This window comes from Actinomadura nitritigenes (assembly GCF_017573545.1).
Taxonomy (GTDB): domain Bacteria; phylum Actinomycetota; class Actinomycetes; order Streptosporangiales; family Streptosporangiaceae; genus Spirillospora; species Spirillospora nitritigenes.
The window spans coordinates 37,313-58,074 of record NZ_JAGEOK010000044.1; the positions used below are offsets into that span (position 1 = coordinate 37,313).

The window sequence follows — 20,762 nt, forward strand, 5'->3', positions numbered from 1 at the left end:
GGCGACCGCCAGTATCCGGCCTGCGACCCCCCGGGTAGAGCAGCAGCGCCGAGGCGACGACCACCGCCGACGTCGTTCCCCAATGCCAGCCCAGGAACACGTTCGGTCCGAACACCAGCAGGCTCTGCGCGGCCAGGACGGCCGGTGCCCACCGGCGCGGCACCGCCCCGAACGCGATCACGGCCAGCAGCAGCGCCGCCGCCACGGCGGCCCCCGTCCGGATCATCGACGCGGCACCGAGATCGGGGGCGTCCAGGTACCCGCCGAACAGGAAGACGAGCGCCTTGTAGACGCACCACAGCGCGAGGCCGATCACGAACGGGGCCATGGCGGGCCAGGACGGCCGCGACGCCTCGCGCGTCCGGCTCAAGCGCACCTCGTCTCGTCACACGCGGACCGCAATATTAAGATCGCCCGAATCCGGCGTGCAATCTGCATTTTCGCTGGTGCGAACCGCAGCCGAACCGGTGCGCCCGGCACTACCGGCACCGCCCGCCCGATCACCATGCTGGGGAGGGTCAGCAACGACCCGAGAGAGGCTCATATGGGCGACGAGATCCTCCCCTTCCGCATCGACATCCCGCAATCCGACCTGGACGACCTGCGCGACCGCCTGGCCCGGACGCGCTGGGCCGACGAGCTGCCCGAGGGCGAGGTGACCGACGGCGTCCAGAAGGGCCCGATCCAGCCCGGCTGGGAGTACGGCGTCCCCGGCTCGTTCGTCCGCCCCCTCGTGTCCCGCTGGTTGGAGAGCTACGACTGGCGCGTCTGGGAGGAGAAGCTCAACGCGGTCCCCCAGTTCACCACCGAGATCGATGGCCAGCGCATCCACTTCCTGCACGTGCGCTCCCCCGAACCGGACGCCACGCCGCTCATCCTCACGCACGGCTGGCCCAACACCGTCGTGGAGTACCTGGACCTGGCCGGGCCGCTCGCCGACCCGCGCGCCCACGGCGGCGACCCGGCCGAAGCCTTCCATGTCGTCATCCCTTCGCTGCCCGGTTTCGGCTTCTCCGGCCACACCACCGAGAAGGGCTGGGGCGCCGCCCGCACCGCGGACGCCTGGCACGAGCTGATGCGCCGCCTCGGCTACGACCGGTACGGCGCGCACGGCAACGACGCCGGCGCGATCGTCAGCCCCGAGATCGGGCGCCGCCACCCCGACGCGGTCATCGGCGTCCACGTCAACCAGATCTTCTCCTTTCCCTCCGGCGACCCCGCGGAATTCGAGGGCCTCGCCGAGGAGGACATGCAGTACCTGCAGTTCCTACAGACCTTCGTCGAACACGCCATCCACGACCGCGCCCAGCAGGCCCAGCCGCAGACCCTCGCCCACGCGCTCGCCGACTCTCCCTCCGGCCAGCTCGCCTGGATCGGCCAGCTCCTCGCCGGTGTCCCCGACCCCGATCTGGTCCTCACCAACGCCACCATCTACTGGCTCACCAACACCGCCGCCTCCTCGGCCCGCTTCTACTACGAGAACGCGCACGAGGAGAAGGCGACCGAGCCGTCGACCTTCCCGATCGGCCTGGCCTCGTTCGCCTACGACTTCCGCCCGCTGCGCCGCTTCGCCGAACGCGATCACCACAACATCGCCTCCTGGAGCGAGTTCGACCGCGGCGGCCACTGGGCCGCCCACGACGCCCCCGACCTGCTGATCGCCGACATCCGCCAGTTCTTCCGCAAGCTCCGCTGACCGATCGCCGCCCACGCCGGAGGGCCCGATCACACAAGCTCAGTGACACCTCGGGGCGTGCGGTGGGAGTCGGCGAGTTGTTCGCCGCCGAGCGGCCGCTGCCATCACGGGGTCTTCTATAGCGCGTGGGGGCCGAAGCGTCCCCACGCGACGACCGCCGCTGCGATCAGCAGTACCGCGTTGAGCACGATCGCTGTGGACTCTTTGCGTCGCAAGTGGGTGAGCGCGGCCAGCACCATCAGCAGAGCCAGGCCGGTGGCCGCCAGCGGGGTGAGGATCGGGACGAGGCCGGTGGCGGCGGGCAGGATGAGTCCGAGCGCACCGGCTAGTTCGGCGAGCCCGATGAAGCGGACGGTGTGGGTGGAGAAGTCGGCCGTCCAGGGCAGCTTGGGTTCGAGCTTGTCCTTGGGCTGGGCGGAGGTCATCACGCCCGCGGCGCCGAACAGCGCTGCGAGTGCCGCTTGCAGGATCCACAGCAGCAGGTTCATGTCTGGGTTTCCTCATCGTTCAGGGGGCTCAGGGGTTCAGGGAGGGGGGAACCCGGATGGTGGCGTCCGGGTGTGATGCCGGCCGGTGTCCGCCCGCAACTACGGCGGGCGCGTGGCCTCGGGAGAACACCGGCCGGCTGATGCTTCCTAGGCGTCGCGGCGCAGCGTGAACCAGAAGGTCGGCACCGAGTTGGTGCCCGGTGTGACGTCGAGGAGTTCCCAGCCGGGGAACCTGGCGCGGAGCTCGTCGGCTGTGACGCCCGCCGCCCACGACTTGATCTTGGAGGTCGGATTGCCGAGCGGCTCGGGGCCGTATCCGAACATCAGCAACCGGGCTCCGGGTGCGGCGCGGTGGGTGAGCCCGGCGGCGTAGGCGTCGCGGCGGTGCAGCGGGATCCCGCAGTAGCAGCTCAGGTCGAAGAACAGGTCGAAGGGGCCCGGCACGTCCAGCTCGTCGAGGCGGGTGGCGTCTCCGTGCAGCAGCCGTACCGCCGCTCCTGCCGCCGCGGCCTTCTTTCTGGCCTGGTCGACGGCTCGGTCGATGAGGTCGACGGCCGTCACCTCCCAGCCGTGCCGGGCGAGGTAGGTGGCGTTGGTCCCCGTGCCGCAGCCGAGTTCCAGGGCGCGGCCGGGTGGCAGTGCGCCGTGCCCCTCTACCAGGGCGATCAGCTCAGGCGGCGTCACGCCGGTGTCCCATGGCGGCTTGCCGGTGCGATAGAAGCCCTCCAGGGCGTGGTGGACGGACTCCTCCTCGGGGTCTCGCTGCGTTGAGGCCAGGTCCGGTTCCGGCTTCCGGGTGGCGTTGGGCTGGTCCATCGTCTCCTCCAGCAAATTTAGAGTTGAACTCTAGTGATGCACTCTAGAGCTATACTCGCCATATGGGAGAAGTCAAGCGGCCGGACAAGCGAGCCGAGCGCTCGCGCCGCACCCGCGAAAAGCTCATCGAGGCGGCTCGCGAGCTGTTCGTCGCGCAGGGTTACGGCGCGACGAGCCTGCAGGAGGTCGCGGACCGGGCGGGCGTGGCCGTCCAGACGGTCTACTTCGTCTTCCGCAACAAGCGCACGCTGTTCAAGGAGGTCGTCGACACATCCATCGCCGGAGACACCGAACCGGTCGCCACCATGGACCGTGAGTGGTTTCGCGCCGCGTGCGCCGAGCCCACCGCAGCCGGGCAATTGCGCGCGCACGTCCACGGCACCCGCGAGATCCTGGGCCGGGTCGCCCCGATCATGCCGCTGATCGCGGCCGCCGCGGCCACCGATCCGCAGATCGCCGCGCAGTGGCCCGACGGCCCCGATCCGCGCTACACCGTGCACTACGCCGCGGCCCAGGCGCTGGCCGGCAAGCCCGATGCCCGGCCACACGTCTCCGTCGCGATGGCCGCCGACCTGCTGTTCGGGCTGCTCAGCCCCCAGCTGTACCTGCTCTTTGTCCAGGACCGCGGCTGGTCGCCGGACGGGTGGGAAGAGTGGGCCTACGCCACTTTGACCGCCCAGCTCTGCACCGCCCCTGCGGCAAGCCCGGGCCGCCGGGACGACCGTGGCCACGACGACCACGCTCCAGAACACCGCAATTCCTCACCCTGCCCTGCCGCCGCCAAGGCGCCCGGAGCAGTGGCCCACATGCCGGACTGAGCCCCACCCGCTCGGGCCGGGTCCCAGACGCCGCATGACCCGGACGCTGAACTGCGCCTGCACGGCAGAACAACCCCGCCGCAAGTCGTCCAGCACCAACGCCTGTCTTCGGCCTGGCCGGAGGTGCATCCATGTCAGAGGATGCGGCGCAGGACGGGCCCCTGAGATCGGCAGGCGGCCTGCTTCACCTCGTCCTGGACGGCACGCTCACCCCGATCGACCGCACTGCGGCTGACGGAGTTCGGGCGCGACGAGGCGGGGCCACGATCATGCGCGCCCATCGGCATGCCGCCGGAGCCCGGCGGCACGGTGACTTCAGCGCGAGCCACCAGGCGGAACGGTCACCGCGCCGGCCGACAACTCGCTAGGACGCTCCCGCGGCGGGTCGTCGATGAAGGTGTACCTGGCCTGCGAGCAGGGGCAGATGCCGTTGTCGCCGGTGGTGACCACCGGGCAGCGCGGGGACGCCCCGCACTTCCAGGCCGTGATGGCCGGCATCCGCGTCGCCCGAACCGGACCGGGCCGCCCCCGGCCCCGGCCGGACCGGAACCGGGCCGACAAGGCGTACTCGTCCCGAGCGGTCCGCGCCCACCTGCGCCGCCGGTCCTGTGACGATCGAATTGCAGGCGGCTCGATGTCACAGGCGTGTACCAGCCGGTGTCTTGATGTCGACTGCACTTACCCGTTGGGCCGGGCCCAATGGCTGTCTCCGAAAGAGGACCGTGTCGTGGACGCACCGCGTGAGGGCCGCCGGCAGCCAGGGCCGCCGGAGAACGAGAAGGCTCGAGATGTGGGCGAGCACACCACCGACCCGGAGACCGAGGCGTTCCTCGCCCACCGGAACATGCTGTTCACCGTCGCCTACGAGATGCTCGGATCGGCGGCCGACGCGGAGGACGTCCTGCAGGAGACCTGGCTGCGATGGGTCAAGGTCGACGTGGGGCAGGTGCGCGATCAGCGCGCCTACCTGGTCCAGATCACGACCCGCCAATCGCTCAACCGATTGCGCAGCATGAAACGCCGCAAGGAGGCCTACGTCGGTCCCTGGCTGCCCGAACCGCTGCTCACCACACCGGACGTGGCCGAGAACATCGAGCTCGCCGAGAGCGTGTCCATGGCGCTGATGCTCGTCCTGGAGACGCTGTCACCGACCGAACGCGCCGTGTTCGTGCTGCGCGAGGCCTTCGGGCTCGGCTATGACGAGATCGCGGCCGCCGTCGGGAAGAACTCCGCGGCCGTCCGCCAGATCGCACACCGCGCCCGCAGGCACGTCGACGCTCGCCGCCCCCGCGAAACGGTGTCCCCGAGCCAGGCCCGGGCGGTCCTGGAGGCGTTCCGGCGGGCGTTGGTCACTCGGGACCTGCAGGCGCTGTTCGACGTGCTCGCCCCCCAGGTCGTGGTCATCAGCGACGGCGGTGGCGTCAAGCAGGCCGCGCCTCGTCCGATCATCGGCGCCGAGAAGGTGGCCCGTTTCATCATCGGCGGCCTGTCCAAGACCGATGCCGCTCTCACCGTTGGGCCGACCGTGGTCAACGGCAACCCGGCACTGATTCTGCGCGTGAACGGCGAGTTCGACGGCGTCCTGGCGGTGCGCGTCGAGGACGCCCGCATCACCGGTCTCTACCACGTCCGCAACCCCGACAAGCTGACCCGTGTAGAGACCGAGACCTCACTCACCCTGCGATGAGCACGGTCGCGGAGCAGGAGCGGGCGCCTCACTGAGACACCATCTCTCGGCTGAATGCTGCGCCGATCAGGTGACCCGGCAGGCCCTGGTCATCGACCCATCGCAGGCGATGGCACCCAGAGGGATCTGCCCGACACGGCGGCCAGGTTCCGCTTTCCCCCTCAGTTGGCGACAGACCGGCCAGTCCCGCTTCGGCGCTGATGCTGCATGCCCATTTTTGAGAGGAATCCATGAGCACGAAACCTTCACAGGCCGCGCTCGCCGACGGCGGCGGGGACGTGCCGGACGCGCGTCAGTTGCGCGTGGTCCTGACCACCGTCTCGATGGCGCTGATGGCCGTCATCGCGTCGGTCTCCGGGCTGAACGTCGCCCAGACGCACATGGCCGTCGACTTCGACACCTCACAGGACACGGTCCTGTGGATCATCAACATCTACACCCTCACCCTGGCCGCACTGCTGCTGCCGCTCGGCGCCATCGGTGACCGCCTGGGCCGCAAGCCCACGCTGATCGCCGGGCTGGCCGTCTTCGGCATCGCGAGCATCGTGGCCGGCCTGGCCCCGACCGCTGAGGTGATGCTGGCCGCGCGCGTGGCCGGCGGTATCGGCGCGGCAACGATCATGCCCATCACCCTGGCCGTCATCACCTCCACCTTTCCCGAGGAGCAGCGCGGAAAGGCGATCGGCGTGTGGACCGGCGTCGCCGGAGGCGGCGGCATCCTGGGCATGTTCCTGTCCGCGCTCCTGGTGGACGTCGCCGACTGGCGCTGGCTGTTCGTCCTGCCCGTGGCCCTGGTCGTCGTGGCCCTGGCCATGACGGTGAACTCGGTTCCCAACTCCCACGAGCGCTCCGCTCACGCCTTCGACGCCGTCGGCGCACTGCTGTCCATCGTCGCCGTGGCCGCCCTCATCTTCGTCCTGCAGGAGGGACCGCATCGCGGCTGGACCGCACCGGCGACGCTGATCAGCCTCGCCGCCGGCCTCATCGCCATGGCCGGTTTCGTGTCATGGGAACTGCGCCGCCGGGAGGCCTCGCTGCTGGACGTGCGCCTGTTCGGTGAGCGCGGGCTGGCCGGCGGCTCGATCACGCTGCTGGTGGTCTTCGGCGTCCAGTCGGGCATCTTCGTGGTCCTCTTCCCGTTCCTCCAAGCCGTGGTCGACCTGTCGGCACTGCTGTCCGCGGCGGCGCTGATGCCCATGGCCGTCGCGATGATGACGGCCTCCGGCCTGGCCCCCAGGCTGGCCGCGCGGGTCGGCTCCCGCCTGACCATGAGTTCGGGAATCGCTTTGACCGGCACCGGTCTGGCGCTCCTGGCCCTGTTCGTCTCCGTCGACGGCGGCTACCCGTCGATCCTGCCCGGCATCATCGTCATGGGCTTCGGCATGGGCCTGGCCATGGTCCCTTCCACCGAGGCCATCACCCTCTCCCTGCCCCGCGAGAAACAAGGCGTCGCCTCCGCCCTCAACGACGTCACCCGAGAATTCGGCACCGCACTCGGCGTCGCCATGCTCGGCGCGATCCTGACGGCCGGCTACCGCAACGCCATCGACGACAGGCTGCACGGCATCCCCCAGGAGACCGCGCACACCGCACGCGAAGGCATCGCCAACGCCGTCGAGGCCTCGGGCACCGCAGGCCAGCAGGCGCCGGACCTGCTCCACGCCGCAAGGCAGTCCTACATCGACGGATGGCAGCAGTCCATGTGGGCAGGCGTCGCCATCATGGGCCTGCTGCTCGTCTCCATCGCCCTCCGCGGCCCGAAGAACGCCACCTCCCCAGCCGCGCCGGACAAGGCAGAGGCTGCCGAAAGCGTCGCCGCTCCATAACCGCATGAGCGGCTGTCGTCATCGGGGCTGGGACTTCGGACGGTGTCGACCTGCGTCGACACCGTCTTGGCCGAGCTGCCGTTGCGGTGGTTGCCGGACGGGACGGCCGGCCGTTCGCCCCGCTCATAGCCCAGATGCTCGGCCATCTCGGCCTCCAAATCGGCCTCCAGCACCGTCTTGCTGATCCCGGCCAGCAACCCGTCCGGCCCGACCAGCGACACCCGTTCGGCCCTGGCCTTCTCGACCAGCTCGGCCGCGAGCTGCACATCCAGCCCGCCCGGCGGCTCGTCCTCATCGTGGTCGGCCACGTGTGATACTTCCCGGCCGGGGCACCAAGCGGCGGGTGACCGTCAGCACGGGGCTCGGCGGCCTCGGCGCCAGCGAGGTGGTCCAGCACCGAGGCCAGCAGCGGCCGGTGCGCCTCGTATCGACTCGTTGTTCGGCGAGGCGGCGGCGGACTGGAAGCTGATCGAGACGCACTGGAGCGAACTGCTGCGCACCGCGATCTCCATCCGCGAGAACAAGCTGTCGCCGGTGACACTGCTTCGCCCTGGGCAACCACTCCCGCAAGAACCGCCTCTATCGCGCCTTCCGCGAGTTCCGCCGCGCTATCCGCACCTTCGCTCTGCTGCGCTACCTGTCCGAACCCGCACTGCGCGAGCGGGAGGGCCTTCGGGGAGGCTGAGTGCAGCGCTTAGCGACAGGGGTCGTAGCGCTGTCTGGGTAACGTGTGACCTTGCCGCCCGCCGAAGCGGCACGCGCGGCTCGCCATCGCGACGGCGTCGGCAGCAGCCGCGGCAGAATGGTGCGATGGCGGGTTCGAATCGACGTGACCTCGGTCGCGTGTTCAACGAGGTGCCGGAGCTTTACGACCGGGTCCGGCCGAGATACCCCGACGAGATGTTCTCAGACCTCGTCACCGTCACGGGCATGAGCGAATGGTCGTCGGTGCTTGAGGTGGGCTGCGGTACCGCTCAGGCAACGCGTTCGCTGGCGGCGCTCCGATGCTCGGTGACCGCGATCGAGCCGGGCGCGGAGATGGCCGCACTCGCACGCCAACGGCTCGCCACCTTCGGCAACGTCGAAGTCGAGACGTCGACGTTCGAGGATTGGGACGACCGCGGTAGGCGCTTCGATGTCCTTGTAGCCGCGTCAGCATGGCACTGGGTGGATCCATCGATCGGCTGGCAGCGAGCGCACGACGTGCTCCGTCCCGGAGGTTGGATGGCACTGCTCGGCAACGTCGTTGTCCGCCGGCCGGGAGAGGCGGAGGTGTACGCCGAAACCGCCGATCTCCACGAGCGGTTCTCCCCTGGGAGCCCCGACTGGGGGCATCCGCCGCTCGAGGACGACGTGCGCACCACCGACGGGGGCTGGGGACTGGCCGACGGCCCCGGCGGCTTGTTCGGCCCAACGATCGTCCGCTGGTACCCGACCGTTCAATGGTTCAACGGGAACGGCTTTGCCGATCTCCTTCGCTCGACGTCGGTGTACCGAAAGCTCGACCGCGACATCCGCGAGCCCCTGCTCGACGCCATCGCCGAGCACATCCGCACGCGGATGGGCGACCGAGCATCCCGCCGTTATCTGAGCTTCCTCCGTATCGGACAGCGCGCTGAGCGGTAGTGACCGGCCGGTGGTCTCTTGATCTGTTGCTTGGCGCGGCGGAGGCTGGTGGGCGTGGCGGGGAAGAAGAAAGATGCCAAGCAGCGAGCGTCGGACCATGCGTTTGGCGGAGCGGGCGGAGCGGTCGAGCGGCATGCGACTCTGGTGAACCGGCGCGCCGGCGATGTCGCGCAGCGGGTGACCGGCGCCCAGGTGTTCTTCGCTCCGGACGCCGATGGGCCGGTGCCGGTCGATCCGGGCAAGATGATGGCCGAGGTGCGCCAGGAGGCCGAACGGATGACCGACCCGCAGACGCGGGCGTACCTGCTGGCGTTCGCCGACTCCGGTTACATGGTCATCGAGGAAGGTCTCTGCTGAGTCCGCCGCCGGTGCCGCCCCCATATCCCCTCAGGTGTGAGTTGCGGGTTCCCCGTGCAGGACGATGCGCGGCCGATCCCGCGCGGCGCAAGCTTCCATGCATGGAGTCGGTGCCGGGGAATGCGGAACCCTGGTGGACGAACCCGCCGCGGCGGCGACCGGCGGGACGCGCCGGCGGGTGTGGTGCTCGATGACCGCGAACACGTACAGGCGGGCGCCGGTGAGGGTCACGGTCTCCAGGAAGCCGCACGTCAGCAGCGCCTCTGCCTGAGAACTCAGGAAGTCGGCCCAGGTGGTGGAGGCGCGCTCGGGTGCCGGATCGATGTCGGCGTCGTTGAGGATCTGCCAGACGTGGAAGGCACCATGACGGTCGGTGGCCGACCCCGGAACCGTCCAAGCCCAGCACCACTGCCTGCCAGGCACTATCTCCCTCACATGCACGGACGTACTTTTCGGCACGCACAGCGTCAGCGCCCTGGGCCGGGATGACGGTCTCCAGCCCCTGAAGCCATCATGGGTCGCCGGTCTCACCGGCGGCTTCCGCCGCGGCCTTCAGCAGGCGGAGCAGCCAGTTTCGTAGAAGCCGGCAGGTCCGAGCCAGGTGCCGGGCGGCTGGTGTGCGCGTACCAGCGGGTGCAGCCGCGCGACCGGCAGCGCGTCCAGCCCGGCCGCGGAATGCCGAGTCAACTTGATACTTCGTCCCGTCGCCGGTCATCGCCGGTTGTGGCGGGGATGGCGTTGTCGATGAGGACGGCGGCGATGGCGGCGGCGACCGGGAAGGCGTCGGCGTCGAGGACCCGGGTGCGGGCCGCGGCGCCGTCGATGAGCAGCGCGAGCTGCTCGCCGAGCTGCTCAGGGTCGGCGGCGCCGGCTTCGCGGGCGGTGTCGGCGAGGCGCGCGGCGACGGCCTTCTTGTAGTCGCGTGCGTACTGGGATGCGGGGTGCTGGGGGTCGTGGAGTTCGACGGCGGCGGCGATGTAGGGGCACAGGGGGGTGCCTGGGGGGATGTCGAAGGCGGCGAGGAGCCGTTCGCGAGGCGTGAGGTCGGTGCGGTCGAACACGCCGGACAGAACGGAGGGGTCGAACCGGCGCAGGTACTCGGCGACGAGTTCGTCCTTGCCGGTGAAGTGCTGGTAGGCCGTGCGCTTGGACACCTGGGCCGCCGCGCAGAGCTGGTCCATGCCGGTGCGGTTGATGCCCTGCTTGCGGAACAGCTGCTGGGACGCGCTGAGGATGCGCTCCCGGGCGCCCCGGCCGCGGCGGCGGCCCGTGGGGCCCTTCTCCAACTCCGTCATGGCTCCATGGTATCCCGGCCGGGTAACGCCCGGTGTACATAGTTGTGCCCCGGTCGCCCACCCGCTACGGTAAGCACACAGATCGGTGTACATAACACCGTCACTCCAGGTGCGCACGGCACCACCGGCCCAAGGGAGCGACCATGGGAAAGCTCGACGGCAAGGTAGCGGTCATCACCGGCGGCACCACCGGCATGGCACTGGCCGGCGCGAAGCTGTTCGTCGACGAGGGAGCGCACGTCTTCATCACCGGCCGCCGCCAGGACGTCCTGAACGAGGCCGTGAAGCAGATCGGCCGCAACGTCACCGGCGTCCAGGGCGACGCCTCCGACCTGGACGACCTGGACCGCCTGTACGACACCGTCAAGCGAGAGAAGGGAAGCCTCGACGTGCTGTGGGCCAGCGCCGGCGGGGGCGAGCCCGCCCCGCTCGGCGAGATCACCGAGGCCCAGTTCGACACCTGGTTCGGGCTCAACGCCCGCGGCACCCTGTTCACCGTCCAGAAGGCCCTCCCACTCTTCAACGACGGCGGCTCCATCCTCATGACCGGCTCCAACGCCTCCCTCGGCGCCTTCCCCGGCTGGAGCGTCTACGCCGGCAGCAAGGCCGTCCAGCAGGCCTGGGCCCGCGTCTGGCTCAACGAGCTCAAGGACCGCCGCATCCGCGTCAACGTCCTGACCCCCGGCCAGGTCGCCACCGCCAAACAGGAAGAACTCTTCGACGAGGCCACCAAGCGCCAGTTCGAGTCCCTCATCCCCCGCGGCCAGATGGGCCGCCCCGACGAGATCGCCACAGCCGCCCTCTTCCTCGCCTCCGACGACTCCAGCTACGTCAACGGCATGGAACTCGTCGCCGACGGCGGCACCACCGCCACCTGAACCGGACAACACACGACAAGGGCAGGACATCTCATGAGCGACATCAGCATCATCGGCACCGGGAACATGGCCCGCACCATCGGCGCGCGGGCGGTAGCGGGCGGCAACACCGTCGAGGTCATGGGCCGCGATCAGTCCAAGGCCGCCGACCTGGCCAAGGCTCTCGGCGGCGGCACCACGACGGGAGAATGGGGCACCGCCCCGGCCGGGGACATCGTCATCATGGCCCTGTTGCACGACGGTGTCGTTCCCGTCGTCGCCCAATACGGAGACGCTCTCGCGGGCAAGGTCATCGTCGACATCAGCAATCCCTTCAATCCCACGTTCGACGGGCTAGTCCACCGCGAGGAGACCTCGATCGCACAGGAAGTCGCCAAGGCGGCCCCGGCCGGCGCCAGCGTGGTGAAGGCGTTCAACACCATCTTCCGTCATGTCCTGGAGAAGGGCCGGCCCGACGTCTTCATCGCCGGCGATGATGCGCAGGCCAAGGCACGTGTGGAGGCATTCATCGAGAGCCTCGGGCTGCGCCCGCTGGACGTCGGCGGCCTGAAAATGGCGCACTGGCTGGAAGGAGCAGGCGTGGTCACGGTGGGCCTCGCCAACCACGGGGTGGGGAACTTCGACTTCGCCCTCAGCATCACCGAACTCCCCGTCCGAGCGAACGGTTGACGGGTCACCGAAAGGACTCGCCAAGTGAGCCCGTGGCGAATCGGGGGGGTAGCGTCCTGCACGCGGACCATGAACCGCGCCCCGCAGCCGGCGCCCTCCAAGTCCACGACAGGTTCCACGCCGCCCGCGTCACCCACGCTGCGGTCGGATGAGCGGTGGCGCCCGAGACTCGGACGCGGCGGGTGTGATGTTCGATGACCGGCAGCAGGTTGCATGCGGGCGCCGGTGAGGGTCGTGGTCTCCAGGTAGTCATATGCCAGCAAGGCCTCGGCCTGCGAGCGCAGGAAACCGGCCCGGGCGGTGGCGGAACGTTCGACGCCGAGGATGCGATCGCGCGTCACGTTCATCGAGCGCATACGGGAGAATTCGGTGGGCGTTATACCATTGTTGCACGCCGGTGTAAAATTAATCCCACTGCACACCGGTGTGCAGTGGAGAATTGCGCTGCACTTCGAGCTCAGGAGAAGAAGGAAATGACCACACCGACGCCGCCGACCTCGCCCCTCATCCGCCCGTTCACTGTCTCGATCCCCGATTCGGAGATCGACGACCTGAAGCAGCGACTGGCCAGAACTCGATGGCCGGATCCGGAAACGGTGGGCGACTGGTCGCAAGGAGTCCGCGTAGAGAACGCCAGATCTCTGGTCCACTACTGGGAGCGCAGCTACGACTGGCGGCGCTTCGAGTCCGAGCTCAATCGCCTCCCCCAATTCCTGACCGAGATTGACGGGCTGGACATCCACTTCATCCACGTCAGGTCCAAGAATCCCGACGCGATGCCGCTGATACTCACGCACGGATGGCCGGGCTCGATCGTCGAGTTCCTGAAGCTGATCGGCCCGCTGACCGATCCGGTTTCGTTCGGAGGAGACGCCGCCGATTCATTCGACGTCGTCGTCCCATCGCTTCCCGGGTTCGGGTTCTCCCAGAAGCCAACGGAGACCGGGTGGACCGTATCGCGCATCGCAAGCGCCTGGGTGGAGCTGATGCGGCGTCTCGGCTACAGGAGATGGGCCGCGCAGGGCGGCGATTGGGGTGCCGTCGTCACCACCGCCCTCGGGGCCATGCAACCTGAGGGGCTTCTCGGAATTCATCTGAACACCCAGTTCGCCTTTCCCGCGCAGATACCCGACACCCTGTCGCCCGAACAGCGCCACGCCGTGGAGACCCTCGCCCTCTACACCGGCGAGCTCGGTGGATCGAACCACCTTCAGCGCACGAAGCCGGAGACCGTCGGATTCGCCCTGGCGGACTCCCCCGCCGGTCAGGCAGCCTGGATCTACGAGAAGTTCCAGTCCAAGACCGACAACCGCGGGCTCGCCGAGGACACCCTCAGCATGGATGACATGCTCGACGCGATATCCCTCTACTGGTTCACCAACAGCGCAGCGTCGTCCGGCCGCATCTACTGGGAGAACAAATCGGGTACTTTCGCCGGCCCGAAGCTGACGATTCCGGTCGCGGTGACCGTCTTCCCGAGGGACATTCCACGCCTGCCACGAAGCTGGATCGAAGACACCTACAGCAATCTGATCCACTACGGCGAGGCCGACAAGGGCGGGCACTTCGCGGCCTTGGAACAGCCCGAGATCCTGGTCAACGAGATCCGCACCGGCCTGCGCACTCTTCGTTCCTGACGCCCTGGCTCCTTGAAAGGAGACGTCGCTGGTCCCCCTGATCGCCGTGATCAACGCGACAACCGCCTCAACGTGATCGTCCGCCGCCCCGGCGGCTCCTGCCAGCCCGGCGAGTCCGCCGCCCTGGCCAACTGCGCGGCCGGGCCCCGAGTCGGTGAAGTCGGGGCCATCTCCGTGCTCGGGGCCTTCGTTCCACGCGCGGCGTGGCATATCGCCGTGTGACTCCGGAAACGCCGATCGACCCGGCCGATGACCGGACGAGTGCGGTCGTCCGACGACCACGCCGGTGGGTGCGGTCTCCCGTACCGTTCTCGACGGAACCGACCAGAAGGAGCCTTCCCATGGATGAGGACGAGCAGTCCCCGTCCGCGGTGACCGGACCGGCGTCCGCGCCCGTCCGGACGCCACGGCGTAGATGGCCGGCGAGGGCGATCGCCGTGTTGGGGGGCGTCCTTGCGGTGGTGCTCGTGGCGGGCGCGGGCCTGTGGTGGTTCAGCCCCTGGGAGCGCATGACGGGTCTGCACGGTGCGCCGCCGAAGGCGGTGGGCGGAGTCCCGTCCGAGGGGGCGCGGCGCTTCGGGGACGTCCTGGATCCGGTGCTCGCGGCGGGCGCGGTGGTGGAGAAGCACGGTCGGGGGGTGCGGGCCGTCGACCTGGCCGGCGGCCGCACGTGGTGGAACCTGAGCAGGCCGGGGCGGGCGAGCGTCGCCTCGGTGTGGAAGGTGGACGGCAGGCGCGTCGCCGTCGTGTGGAGCGACCGCCGTCTCACCGTCGTCGACGTGCCGTCCGGCCACCGCACGCATGTCGAGCTGCCGAACCGGTCCGCGGCCGCGCACCTCATGAGCTCCGAGAAGGTGCACGTCGAGGCCGGCGGGCTCACCGGCCTGGACGGGCGCCTGCTCGTGGCCGCCGTTCAGGACCGCGAAGTCGATGCCTACGACGCTTCGTCGGGCCGGCGGGCGTGGACGCGGCAGGCGCCTCGAAACTGCTTCTACCAGGACGCGGTGCAGGACGGCATCGAGGTCCAGACCGGGTTGCTGTCGCTGGACGTCGACTGCTTGGAGTACGGCGGCCAAGCGGCGGACTACACCTACAGCACTCTGCTCGCCCCGTCCGGTCAGCCGCTCCAGGGCTTCGAGCATTTCCCCGGCGGTTCGCTGCTACCGGCCGGTGAGCACGAGCTCCTGCAGGACAAGCAGGACGGCGACGTGAGGAGTCACGGCTACCGGCTGATCGACTCACGGTCGGGGCGGCCGTTGTGGCGTGTCCGCCAATGGTCGTCCCAGGGCGGGACGGACGCCGTGACCGCGGCCGCCGGCCTGGTGGTGGTCACCGATCAGGAAGGCGGGCAGGTCGCGTTGTACCGCGCCATCGACGGGCGACTGCTATGGCGGCGCGAACTCGGCGACTCGGTCCTCTTGCAGGCCGGCATGGTGGTCGCCGGCCGGGTACGCGTCATCGAGAAGGAGCCGCGTCCGGTTAAGGTGCTCACCTTCAGCGCGACGGGTGGGGACGCGGGGCAGCAGGAACTTCCGATGTTCGAGGGCGCCGGTTCCCCGGTACTGGCGGGAGGGGCGTACGGGACCCTCGTGGTCGCGGATTACCCCGGAGCGGACGGTGCCACCCGCCCCTCCGTACTTCTCACCGACGGCCACTGATCACGGCGATCGGCATTGGAAGGCGCGCCGTCGAGACCAAACCCCAGGGCGCGGGAGGTGAACGAGCCCGGTCGCCAAAGCGGCCGGGCTCCTTCGTGCACGGCGGGGCCCGGGAGGCCGTGAACAATGAGAGGTCCTTCTCGGCGGGCGCGGCCAAAAAGGTCGCTCCCTCGCCCAAATCGCCGCCGGCCTCGGACCGATCACCTGTAATGACCCGAGATCGCATCCAGCCAAGGTCTTCGGACTAGTTCTCGGCAGGCGCGGGGCGGGGCCTTAGACGGCGGCCGCGAAGTTCCGCTAAGCGTCCTTACTCAACGCGAAGCTAGGGCGCCCCTGACAGGGAGCGGTGGTCAGCGCAGCGCGGCAGCGTTGAGGGGCTGCGGTGAGCTCACCGTAAACGGTGGTCACCGCCTCGCCGCCTCGGTCGTCCAGGAAGTTGCGTGCCGGGGATCTTTCGGGTCAGCGGCGGCCGTCCTCGGAGTCCATCGCTCCCGCGATGCCCTTTGTCAACTCCACAACGTCACCCGCGCCGTCCAGGGTGAGGCACCTGGTGCTCCAGTCGCTGAGGCGCCCCGCCGTCAGGCTCTCGAACTTGCCGAGCACGGCCTCCGTGGTGAGGGGACGCGCCGGAGAGCCCAAGGCGTCCACGATTCGCCGCGAGGTCTCGCCGGAGGGGGTCCTGACCGTCACCGTGGCCGCCCAGTGGTCGGGAAGCAGGGCGTCGAGGCTCGCGTCCGGGGCCAGGGTCACCGGGGGGACCTCGTCGTGGAGGCGGGCGCGGCGGTAGACCGCGACGCTCTCCGGGTGGCCGGAGAGGGCGGCGGCCACGGCGAAGGCCGCTCCGGCGGACGCCTCGGCCGGTCCGGGCACTTCCCTGTCCGCGTGCACGAAGGACAGCAGAGCGGGCGGCAGGGCCACCTCGACGTGCGTGGCGGCGCCCGTGTCCATCGCGAGGAGGGCATCGATCGCCGCATGCAGCGGCCGGGCGCACGGGTACGCCTTGATACCGCAATGTTCCAGGTGGACACCACGACCGGGACTCGACGCGCCGGGATGCCGGCCCAGCGCCAGGGCCGCCGGACGGTCGAGGAGCGTCCCGCTTCCGGTGGCCCCGGCGCGGGCCAGGTAGGCCGCCTCGACGCCGTCCGCCGCGGCTCGGCCCGGAAGCAGGTAGTGGGCCTCTCCGAAGGAGTCGGCCGACAGCAGCCCGCCGAGGCCGGCCGATGCCAGGGCCAGGGCCGACGCCGTCTGCTCTTCGTCCAGTTCGAGCAGTACCGCTGTCGCGGCCGCGGCACCGAGGGAGCCGAACAGGGCGGTCGGCCACCAGCCGGAGGCGTAGAGTTCCGCTCCTCCGAACCGGAGACCGGCCTCCACCACCGCCTCGTAGCCGGCGATCACGGCGTCGAGCACCGCGCGTCCCGGACGCCGCTCCTGCCCGGCCACCAGGAGCGCGGCCGGTACGACGACCGCCGCGGGCACGACGGCCGCGCCCGCGTGCAGCGCGTCGAACTCGTCCAGGTGCGCCTGGACCGACCAGCGCAGGATCCTCTCGCGCAGGCCGTCGCCGAAGTATCCGGCGGCGGTCACCGCGATGGGGTGGGTCGCGCCGGAGACCACGCACCCCGCGGTGTCCAGGACGTGCAGGGCCGCGCGCCGCCGGGCCTCCCCCGTGGCCGCCCGGGGCGCGTGCAGCGCTCGGCGGGCCAGGCCGTGGACCGTGCTCACAGCCGGGGGAGGACGTCGCCGCCGATGGCCTCGATGAGGTCGAGCGGCGGGTCGTAGGAGCCGACGTGCTGGAGGAAGACGGAGGAGGCGCCCGCGTCGAACGTCTCCTGGAGCCGGGCCGCGATCCGGTCGGCCGTGCCGATCAGGCAGAACGCCTCGGCGAAGGCGAGCGCGTCCGCGTCGGACACCCATCGGCCCGCGACCTTGACGGCCTGGTCCCAGTCCTCGGCGTGGACGAGGTCGGGATAGACCTCGTCCACCCGCTCCGGTACGGACAGGTCGATGCCCGCAAGGGCGAGGAAGGGCGCTCCCCCGTTCTGCGCGATCGAAGCGCAGATCGGTTTGAGCTTGCGGGCGGCGGCGGCGACGTCATCGGTCACCTCGCAGAACGCCGAGACCGTCAGCGGCACGTCGCTCTGGCGTCCGGCCTCCCGCGCGCCCTGCCGGACCTGCTCGGTCGCGGAGGCGAGGGTTTCGGGTGAGACGCCGCTGAGAAGGACCACACCGTCTGCGACCGCCCCCGCGAGGCGCAGATTGCGCGGACCGCTCGCGGCAAGGTGGACCGGAATGGACGGCGCCGGATCGCGCAGCCTGGAGCGCACCGTGCCGTAGTCCCACTCGTCTCCGGCGAGCAGCGCCCGGATCTGTGCCAGCGCCTCGGTCAGTTCCGCGCGGGTACTGGCCCGCCGCCCGATGGGGACGACGGAGCTGTTCCCGACTCCGAGTCCGAGGGTGAACCGGCCGGGCGCCAGTTCCGCGACGGTCCGCGCCGCGGACGCGACCACCGACGGGTGCCGGGTCGCCACGTTCGTGACGGCCGTTCCGAGGCCGATGCGCTCGGTGCGCAGGGCGGTCACCGACAGGACGGAGAAGACGTCCCGCCACAACAGCTGGGAGTCGGGGAACCAGACCTGGTCGAAGCCCAGTTCCTCTGCCCGCGCCGCGACGGACGCGAGCCGGTCCGGGCGGTCGCAGGCGGGTATGCGGATGCCGACCTTCACCGGGCCTCCCCGAGGAAGTCGAGGTCGAGCCGGTTGAAGCGGTCGGCGTGCTCGTGCTGCGGCCAGTGCCCGCACTCGCCGAAGATCTCCAGCCGCGAGTCCGGGATGCTCTCCTTCATCCGGTGCGCCTCCGGCACGTCCCCGAACGGGTTCTGCGCGCCCCACACGATCAGCGTGGGCGCGGTGATGCGCCCCATCTGCTCGGCGGTGAGCAGGTCGGGCTCGCGGTTCTCCATCTCCTGCAGGCAGAGCAGGTTGTCGACGCGCTTGACGAACTCGGGCCGGTGGTAGATGGCGTGCCGGATCTCGACGAGCTCCTCTGAGACGTTCTCCGCCGGGTCGTGCATGAGCAGATGGAGGCGCCGGCGGGTGAGGTCGATGTCGTCGTCGGTGACGGCCTTGCGGGTGCTGGTCTTGATCCGCTCCATGACCTGCGGGTTGGCGACCGTCCCGCCCGGTGCGACGAGGGTCAGCCGTCCGACGCGGTCGGGATGGTCGGCGGCGAGCCGCCCCGCGACCCAACCGCCGAGGGACTCCCCCACGAAGTGGGCGCGCTCGATCCCGCAGGCGTCCAGGTAGGCGAGCACATGGTCGACGTAGCGGGGGATGCGGTAGGGCTCGTCCGCGCCGTCGGTGTAGCCGTGGCCGAGCATGTCGACGGCATGGCAGGCATACCGCTCGGAGTGCGCGGGGATGTTGCGGACGAACGCCTCCAGGTGGCCGCTGGTGCCGTGCAGGAAGATGACGGCCTCGCCCGTCCCGGCCTGGAGTGCGCGGGTGCGGATGCCTCCGGCGTCGATGTAGCGGACGGCGTACTCGATGCCGGCCAGGTCGGTCCAGATGCTCATGCGGTCTCCTTCGTCGTTGGGGGCTCGACCACGGCGACGCCCATTCCGGTGAGCCATTGCGGGATGGCGGCGTAGGCGAGGGTCTCGCCGCGGGCTCCGGGGCCGAGCGCGGCGAGCATGGCGATCCAGGAGCGGATCTCCTGCGCGCCGTTGCCGGCCGCGGCGTCGATGTCGGCGCTGCTGCGCTCCAGGACCGGCCCGAGGTCGCCTTGTTCGACCAGCTTCAGGAAGTCGCGGTCGAACGAGGGGTTGATGTCGGGTTCGGCGGCGCGGATGATCTGCCGCCGCCGGACCTCGTAGTCGCCCCACGACCCGCGCCCGTTCAGCCACGCCTCGACGAGGAAGCGGTCGTCGTCGGACAGGGTGTCGAACCACTTCGGCCACGGCAGCCGGTGCGACAGCCCGCCGGAGGCGATGACGGCGACGCGTTTGCCGGCGCCGTCGACGGCAACGGCGCGGGCGATGGCGGCGCCGAGGTCGTGGCAGCGCCGCAGGGACGGCAGCGGCGGCGCGAACATGTTGATCACGACGGGCACGATCGGGACGTCGAGCGCGGGCAGCAGGTGCTGCAGGCTGTGGGTGATTCCGTGGTCGACGGTGAGCCGGAGCGAGAAGGCCGGGTCGAACCCGTAGCCGACCAGCGAGGTGAGGAGGTGGCGGGCGAGGCCGGTGTCGGCGGGCAGCGGCCCGCCGGGCGTGCCGGCCTCCCCGGCGCCGAGCACCTCACCGACGCCGATGGTGATCGCGGGCATCATGTCGAGGAAGAAGCCGCGGAAGTGGTTCGACCCGATGATGACGACGGCGTCGGGGGCGGCGGCGGCCAGCCGGTCTCTGGCACGTTCCAGTCCGTTCCGGAAGCGGTGGGCGCCGTCGAGCCGGTCGACCTTGTCCCAGTCGGTGTTCATGAGGGTGCTGTGGGAGGCACCCACACCGAGCACGATGTCGCTCACGCGATCAACTCCTGGAGGGCAGCGCGGACGGGGCGACATTCCGCCCCATCCGGTGGGGCGGTCGTCGCCGTCCGCCCACGGGCGGCGGTGGACGGGCAGGTCAGCGCAGGTCGGCCGCGAGGCCCTTCAGCAGGACGTCCAGACCCGCGTGGAACTGCCGGTCCGTCGGGAGCCAGGCGAGCTCCGGGGACAGTTCGATCATGTTGGGGAACTCGTCCGCCGGAAGGGCCGAGTAGAAATGGGCGCGCTGCCGGCGCAGTTCCGCGGCCGCTTCGTCGGCCCCGCCCCACGGGCGGGGCATCTGGTAGGCCGCGAAGCCCAGCGTGTAGGTCATGAGGAGCCCGTAGACGCGAACGGACTCCTCGGCCGGCAGTCCGGCCCGCCGCAGCCGCCCCAGCACGCGTTCGAACGCGCCCTTCAGCGAGCCGCGGCTTGCCGTGGTGCGGGTCGACAGCAGCCGGACGACGCTCGGGTGCTCGCGCATCATGGCCAGCAGCGCCTCGGCGATCCGGCGAGCCTCGGTGACGGGATCGGATCCGGTCTCCTCCGGCAGCCGCAGGTTGCCCAGCACCTGGTCCGCCATCCCGTCGAGGATGTCGTCCTTGTTCTTGAAATGGCGGTACAGGGCCATCGTGCTGAAGCCGAGTTCGCTCGCGAGGCGCCGCATGGTCAGCGCGTCGAGGCTCTCCCGGTCGCCGATCCTGATCGCGGCGTCCAGGATGTCCTGTGCGGTGAGCGCCTTGTCCGGACGGCGTCCTCGGGCCGGGGGTCGCCGTGTCGCCACTTC

21 protein-coding genes and 2 pseudogenes are annotated in these 20,762 nt (G+C 70.2%); 13 read left to right on the forward strand and 10 right to left on the reverse strand.

The features are described 5' to 3' along the window. The first annotated feature begins 544 nt into the window (after nt 1-544). Nucleotides 545-1,696 carry an epoxide hydrolase family protein gene (locus J4557_RS43040; protein WP_208272608.1) on the forward strand — a complete coding sequence of 384 codons (1,152 nt, stop codon included), beginning with the start codon at nt 545-547 and terminating at the stop codon, nt 1,694-1,696. Nucleotides 1,697-1,812: 116 nt separating this feature from the next. Here the strand turns inward: J4557_RS43040 and J4557_RS43045 are convergent, their stop codons facing one another. Both J4557_RS43045 and J4557_RS43050 read right to left on the reverse strand, forming a co-directional pair. Next, a complete protein-coding gene (locus tag J4557_RS43045; protein WP_208272609.1) occupies nt 1,813-2,184 on the reverse strand; it encodes a DoxX family protein in 372 nt (123 codons plus the stop codon). 147 nt (nt 2,185-2,331) lie between these two features. Continuing rightward, nucleotides 2,332-3,000, reverse strand: coding sequence for a class I SAM-dependent methyltransferase (locus tag J4557_RS43050; protein WP_208272610.1), 669 nt, complete (start codon nt 2,998-3,000; stop codon nt 2,332-2,334). A 62-nt stretch (nt 3,001-3,062) separates the two neighbouring features. Here J4557_RS43050 and J4557_RS43055 point away from each other — a divergent pair, with 62 nt between their 5' ends. From J4557_RS43055 to J4557_RS43065, 3 genes are all read left to right on the forward strand, one after another. Then, nucleotides 3,063-3,818 carry a TetR/AcrR family transcriptional regulator gene (locus J4557_RS43055; protein ID WP_208272611.1) on the forward strand — a complete coding sequence of 252 codons (756 nt, stop codon included), beginning with the start codon at nt 3,063-3,065 and terminating at the stop codon, nt 3,816-3,818. 391 nt (nt 3,819-4,209) lie between these two features. After that, a complete protein-coding gene (locus J4557_RS43060; RefSeq protein WP_307800536.1) occupies nt 4,210-5,505 on the forward strand; it encodes an RNA polymerase sigma-70 factor in 1,296 nt (431 codons plus the stop codon). 278 nt (nt 5,506-5,783) lie between these two features. Next, a complete protein-coding gene (locus J4557_RS43065; RefSeq protein ID WP_208272612.1) occupies nt 5,784-7,331 on the forward strand; it encodes an MFS transporter in 1,548 nt (515 codons plus the stop codon). Between the two features lie 17 nt (nt 7,332-7,348). Here J4557_RS43065 and J4557_RS52535 read toward each other — a convergent pair. Further along, nucleotides 7,349-7,552, reverse strand: a pseudogene (locus J4557_RS52535) (transposase); the annotation flags it as partial. Between J4557_RS52535 and J4557_RS52365 the strand changes: the two are divergent. From J4557_RS52365 to J4557_RS43080, 5 genes and pseudogenes are all read left to right on the forward strand, one after another. Then, nucleotides 7,466-7,645, forward strand: a complete 180-nt coding sequence (locus J4557_RS52365; RefSeq protein WP_208272669.1) for a hypothetical protein — start codon at nt 7,466-7,468, stop codon at nt 7,643-7,645. The pseudogene J4557_RS52535 and the gene J4557_RS52365 overlap by 87 nt on opposite strands. Before the next feature lie 112 nt (nt 7,646-7,757). After that, nucleotides 7,758-7,868, forward strand: a pseudogene (locus tag J4557_RS52370) (Tn3 family transposase); the annotation flags it as partial. 13 nt (nt 7,869-7,881) lie between these two features. Further along, nucleotides 7,882-8,016 (forward strand): Tn3 family transposase, encoded by a 135-nt coding sequence (locus J4557_RS52375; protein WP_372442585.1) that lies wholly within the window; start codon nt 7,882-7,884, stop codon nt 8,014-8,016. Beyond that, nucleotides 8,013-8,957 carry a class I SAM-dependent methyltransferase gene (locus tag J4557_RS50375; RefSeq protein ID WP_504740043.1) on the forward strand — a complete coding sequence of 315 codons (945 nt, stop codon included), beginning with the start codon at nt 8,013-8,015 and terminating at the stop codon, nt 8,955-8,957. The genes J4557_RS52375 and J4557_RS50375 overlap by 4 nt, the downstream gene beginning before the upstream one ends. A gap of 54 nt (nt 8,958-9,011) precedes the next feature. Beyond that, a complete protein-coding gene (locus J4557_RS43080) occupies nt 9,012-9,314 on the forward strand; it encodes a hypothetical protein (RefSeq protein WP_208272614.1) in 303 nt (100 codons plus the stop codon). Nucleotides 9,315-9,344: 30 nt separating this feature from the next. Here the strand turns inward: J4557_RS43080 and J4557_RS43085 are convergent, their stop codons facing one another. Together J4557_RS43085 and J4557_RS43090 are read right to left on the reverse strand one after the other, a co-directional pair. Beyond that, a complete protein-coding gene (locus tag J4557_RS43085) occupies nt 9,345-9,737 on the reverse strand; it encodes a hypothetical protein (RefSeq protein ID WP_208272615.1) in 393 nt (130 codons plus the stop codon). Between the two features lie 260 nt (nt 9,738-9,997). Further along, the gene (locus J4557_RS43090; protein ID WP_208272616.1) at nt 9,998-10,609 is read right to left on the reverse strand and encodes a TetR/AcrR family transcriptional regulator; all 612 of its coding nucleotides are present in this window, start codon (nt 10,607-10,609) and stop codon (nt 9,998-10,000) included. A gap of 143 nt (nt 10,610-10,752) precedes the next feature. Between J4557_RS43090 and J4557_RS43095 the strand changes: the two genes are divergently transcribed. The 4 genes from J4557_RS43095 (at nt 10,753) to J4557_RS43110 (ending at nt 15,451) form a co-directional block, all read left to right on the forward strand. Continuing rightward, nucleotides 10,753-11,487 carry an SDR family NAD(P)-dependent oxidoreductase gene (locus tag J4557_RS43095; protein WP_208272617.1) on the forward strand — a complete coding sequence of 245 codons (735 nt, stop codon included), beginning with the start codon at nt 10,753-10,755 and terminating at the stop codon, nt 11,485-11,487. Between the two features lie 33 nt (nt 11,488-11,520). Beyond that, entirely contained in the window at nt 11,521-12,156 is a 636-nt protein-coding gene (locus J4557_RS43100) for an NADPH-dependent F420 reductase (RefSeq protein ID WP_208272618.1), read from the forward strand. Between the two features lie 473 nt (nt 12,157-12,629). Next, nucleotides 12,630-13,793, forward strand: a complete 1,164-nt coding sequence (locus J4557_RS43105) for an epoxide hydrolase family protein (protein WP_208272619.1) — start codon at nt 12,630-12,632, stop codon at nt 13,791-13,793. Between the two features lie 341 nt (nt 13,794-14,134). Next, nucleotides 14,135-15,451 (forward strand): outer membrane protein assembly factor BamB family protein, encoded by a 1,317-nt coding sequence (locus J4557_RS43110; protein WP_208272620.1) that lies wholly within the window; start codon nt 14,135-14,137, stop codon nt 15,449-15,451. Nucleotides 15,452-15,910: 459 nt separating this feature from the next. Here J4557_RS43110 and J4557_RS43115 read toward each other — a convergent pair whose 3' ends face one another. From J4557_RS43115 to J4557_RS43135, 5 genes are all read right to left on the reverse strand, one after another. Beyond that, nucleotides 15,911-17,176, reverse strand: coding sequence for an MmgE/PrpD family protein (locus tag J4557_RS43115; protein ID WP_208272621.1), 1,266 nt, complete (start codon nt 17,174-17,176; stop codon nt 15,911-15,913). After that, nucleotides 17,173-18,177, reverse strand: coding sequence for an LLM class flavin-dependent oxidoreductase (locus J4557_RS43120; RefSeq protein ID WP_208272622.1), 1,005 nt, complete (start codon nt 18,175-18,177; stop codon nt 17,173-17,175). Before J4557_RS43120 ends, J4557_RS43115 begins: the two co-directional genes overlap by 4 nt. Beyond that, a complete protein-coding gene (locus J4557_RS43125) occupies nt 18,174-19,025 on the reverse strand; it encodes an alpha/beta fold hydrolase (RefSeq protein WP_208272624.1) in 852 nt (283 codons plus the stop codon). The genes J4557_RS43120 and J4557_RS43125 overlap by 4 nt, the downstream gene beginning before the upstream one ends. Then, entirely contained in the window at nt 19,022-19,975 is a 954-nt protein-coding gene (locus J4557_RS43130) for a DODA-type extradiol aromatic ring-opening family dioxygenase (RefSeq protein WP_208272625.1), read from the reverse strand. Before J4557_RS43130 ends, J4557_RS43125 begins: the two co-directional genes overlap by 4 nt. A 100-nt stretch (nt 19,976-20,075) precedes the next feature. After that, nucleotides 20,076-20,759, reverse strand: coding sequence for a TetR/AcrR family transcriptional regulator (locus tag J4557_RS43135; protein ID WP_208272627.1), 684 nt, complete (start codon nt 20,757-20,759; stop codon nt 20,076-20,078). Between the last annotated feature and the right edge of the window lie 3 nt (nt 20,760-20,762).

Bases quoted from the DNA above. Each gene is read 5' to 3' on its own strand.
- J4557_RS43040 (WP_208272608.1), top strand. From the start codon at position 545: ATGGGCGACGAGATCCTCCCCTTCCGCATCGACATCCCGCAATCCGAC.
- J4557_RS43045 (WP_208272609.1), bottom strand. From the start codon at position 2,184: ATGAACCTGCTGCTGTGGATCCTGCAAGCGGCACTCGCAGCGCTGTTC.
- J4557_RS43050 (WP_208272610.1), bottom strand. From the start codon at position 3,000: ATGGACCAGCCCAACGCCACCCGGAAGCCGGAACCGGACCTGGCCTCA.
- J4557_RS43055 (WP_208272611.1), top strand. From the start codon at position 3,063: ATGGGAGAAGTCAAGCGGCCGGACAAGCGAGCCGAGCGCTCGCGCCGC.
- J4557_RS43060 (WP_307800536.1), top strand. From the start codon at position 4,210: ATGAAGGTGTACCTGGCCTGCGAGCAGGGGCAGATGCCGTTGTCGCCG.
- J4557_RS52365 (WP_208272669.1), top strand. From the start codon at position 7,466: ATGCTCGGCCATCTCGGCCTCCAAATCGGCCTCCAGCACCGTCTTGCT.
- J4557_RS43090 (WP_208272616.1), bottom strand. From the start codon at position 10,609: ATGACGGAGTTGGAGAAGGGCCCCACGGGCCGCCGCCGCGGCCGGGGC.
- J4557_RS43095 (WP_208272617.1), top strand. From the start codon at position 10,753: ATGGGAAAGCTCGACGGCAAGGTAGCGGTCATCACCGGCGGCACCACC.
- J4557_RS43100 (WP_208272618.1), top strand. From the start codon at position 11,521: ATGAGCGACATCAGCATCATCGGCACCGGGAACATGGCCCGCACCATC.
- J4557_RS43105 (WP_208272619.1), top strand. From the start codon at position 12,630: ATGACCACACCGACGCCGCCGACCTCGCCCCTCATCCGCCCGTTCACT.
- J4557_RS43110 (WP_208272620.1), top strand. From the start codon at position 14,135: ATGGATGAGGACGAGCAGTCCCCGTCCGCGGTGACCGGACCGGCGTCC.
- J4557_RS43125 (WP_208272624.1), bottom strand. From the start codon at position 19,025: ATGAGCATCTGGACCGACCTGGCCGGCATCGAGTACGCCGTCCGCTAC.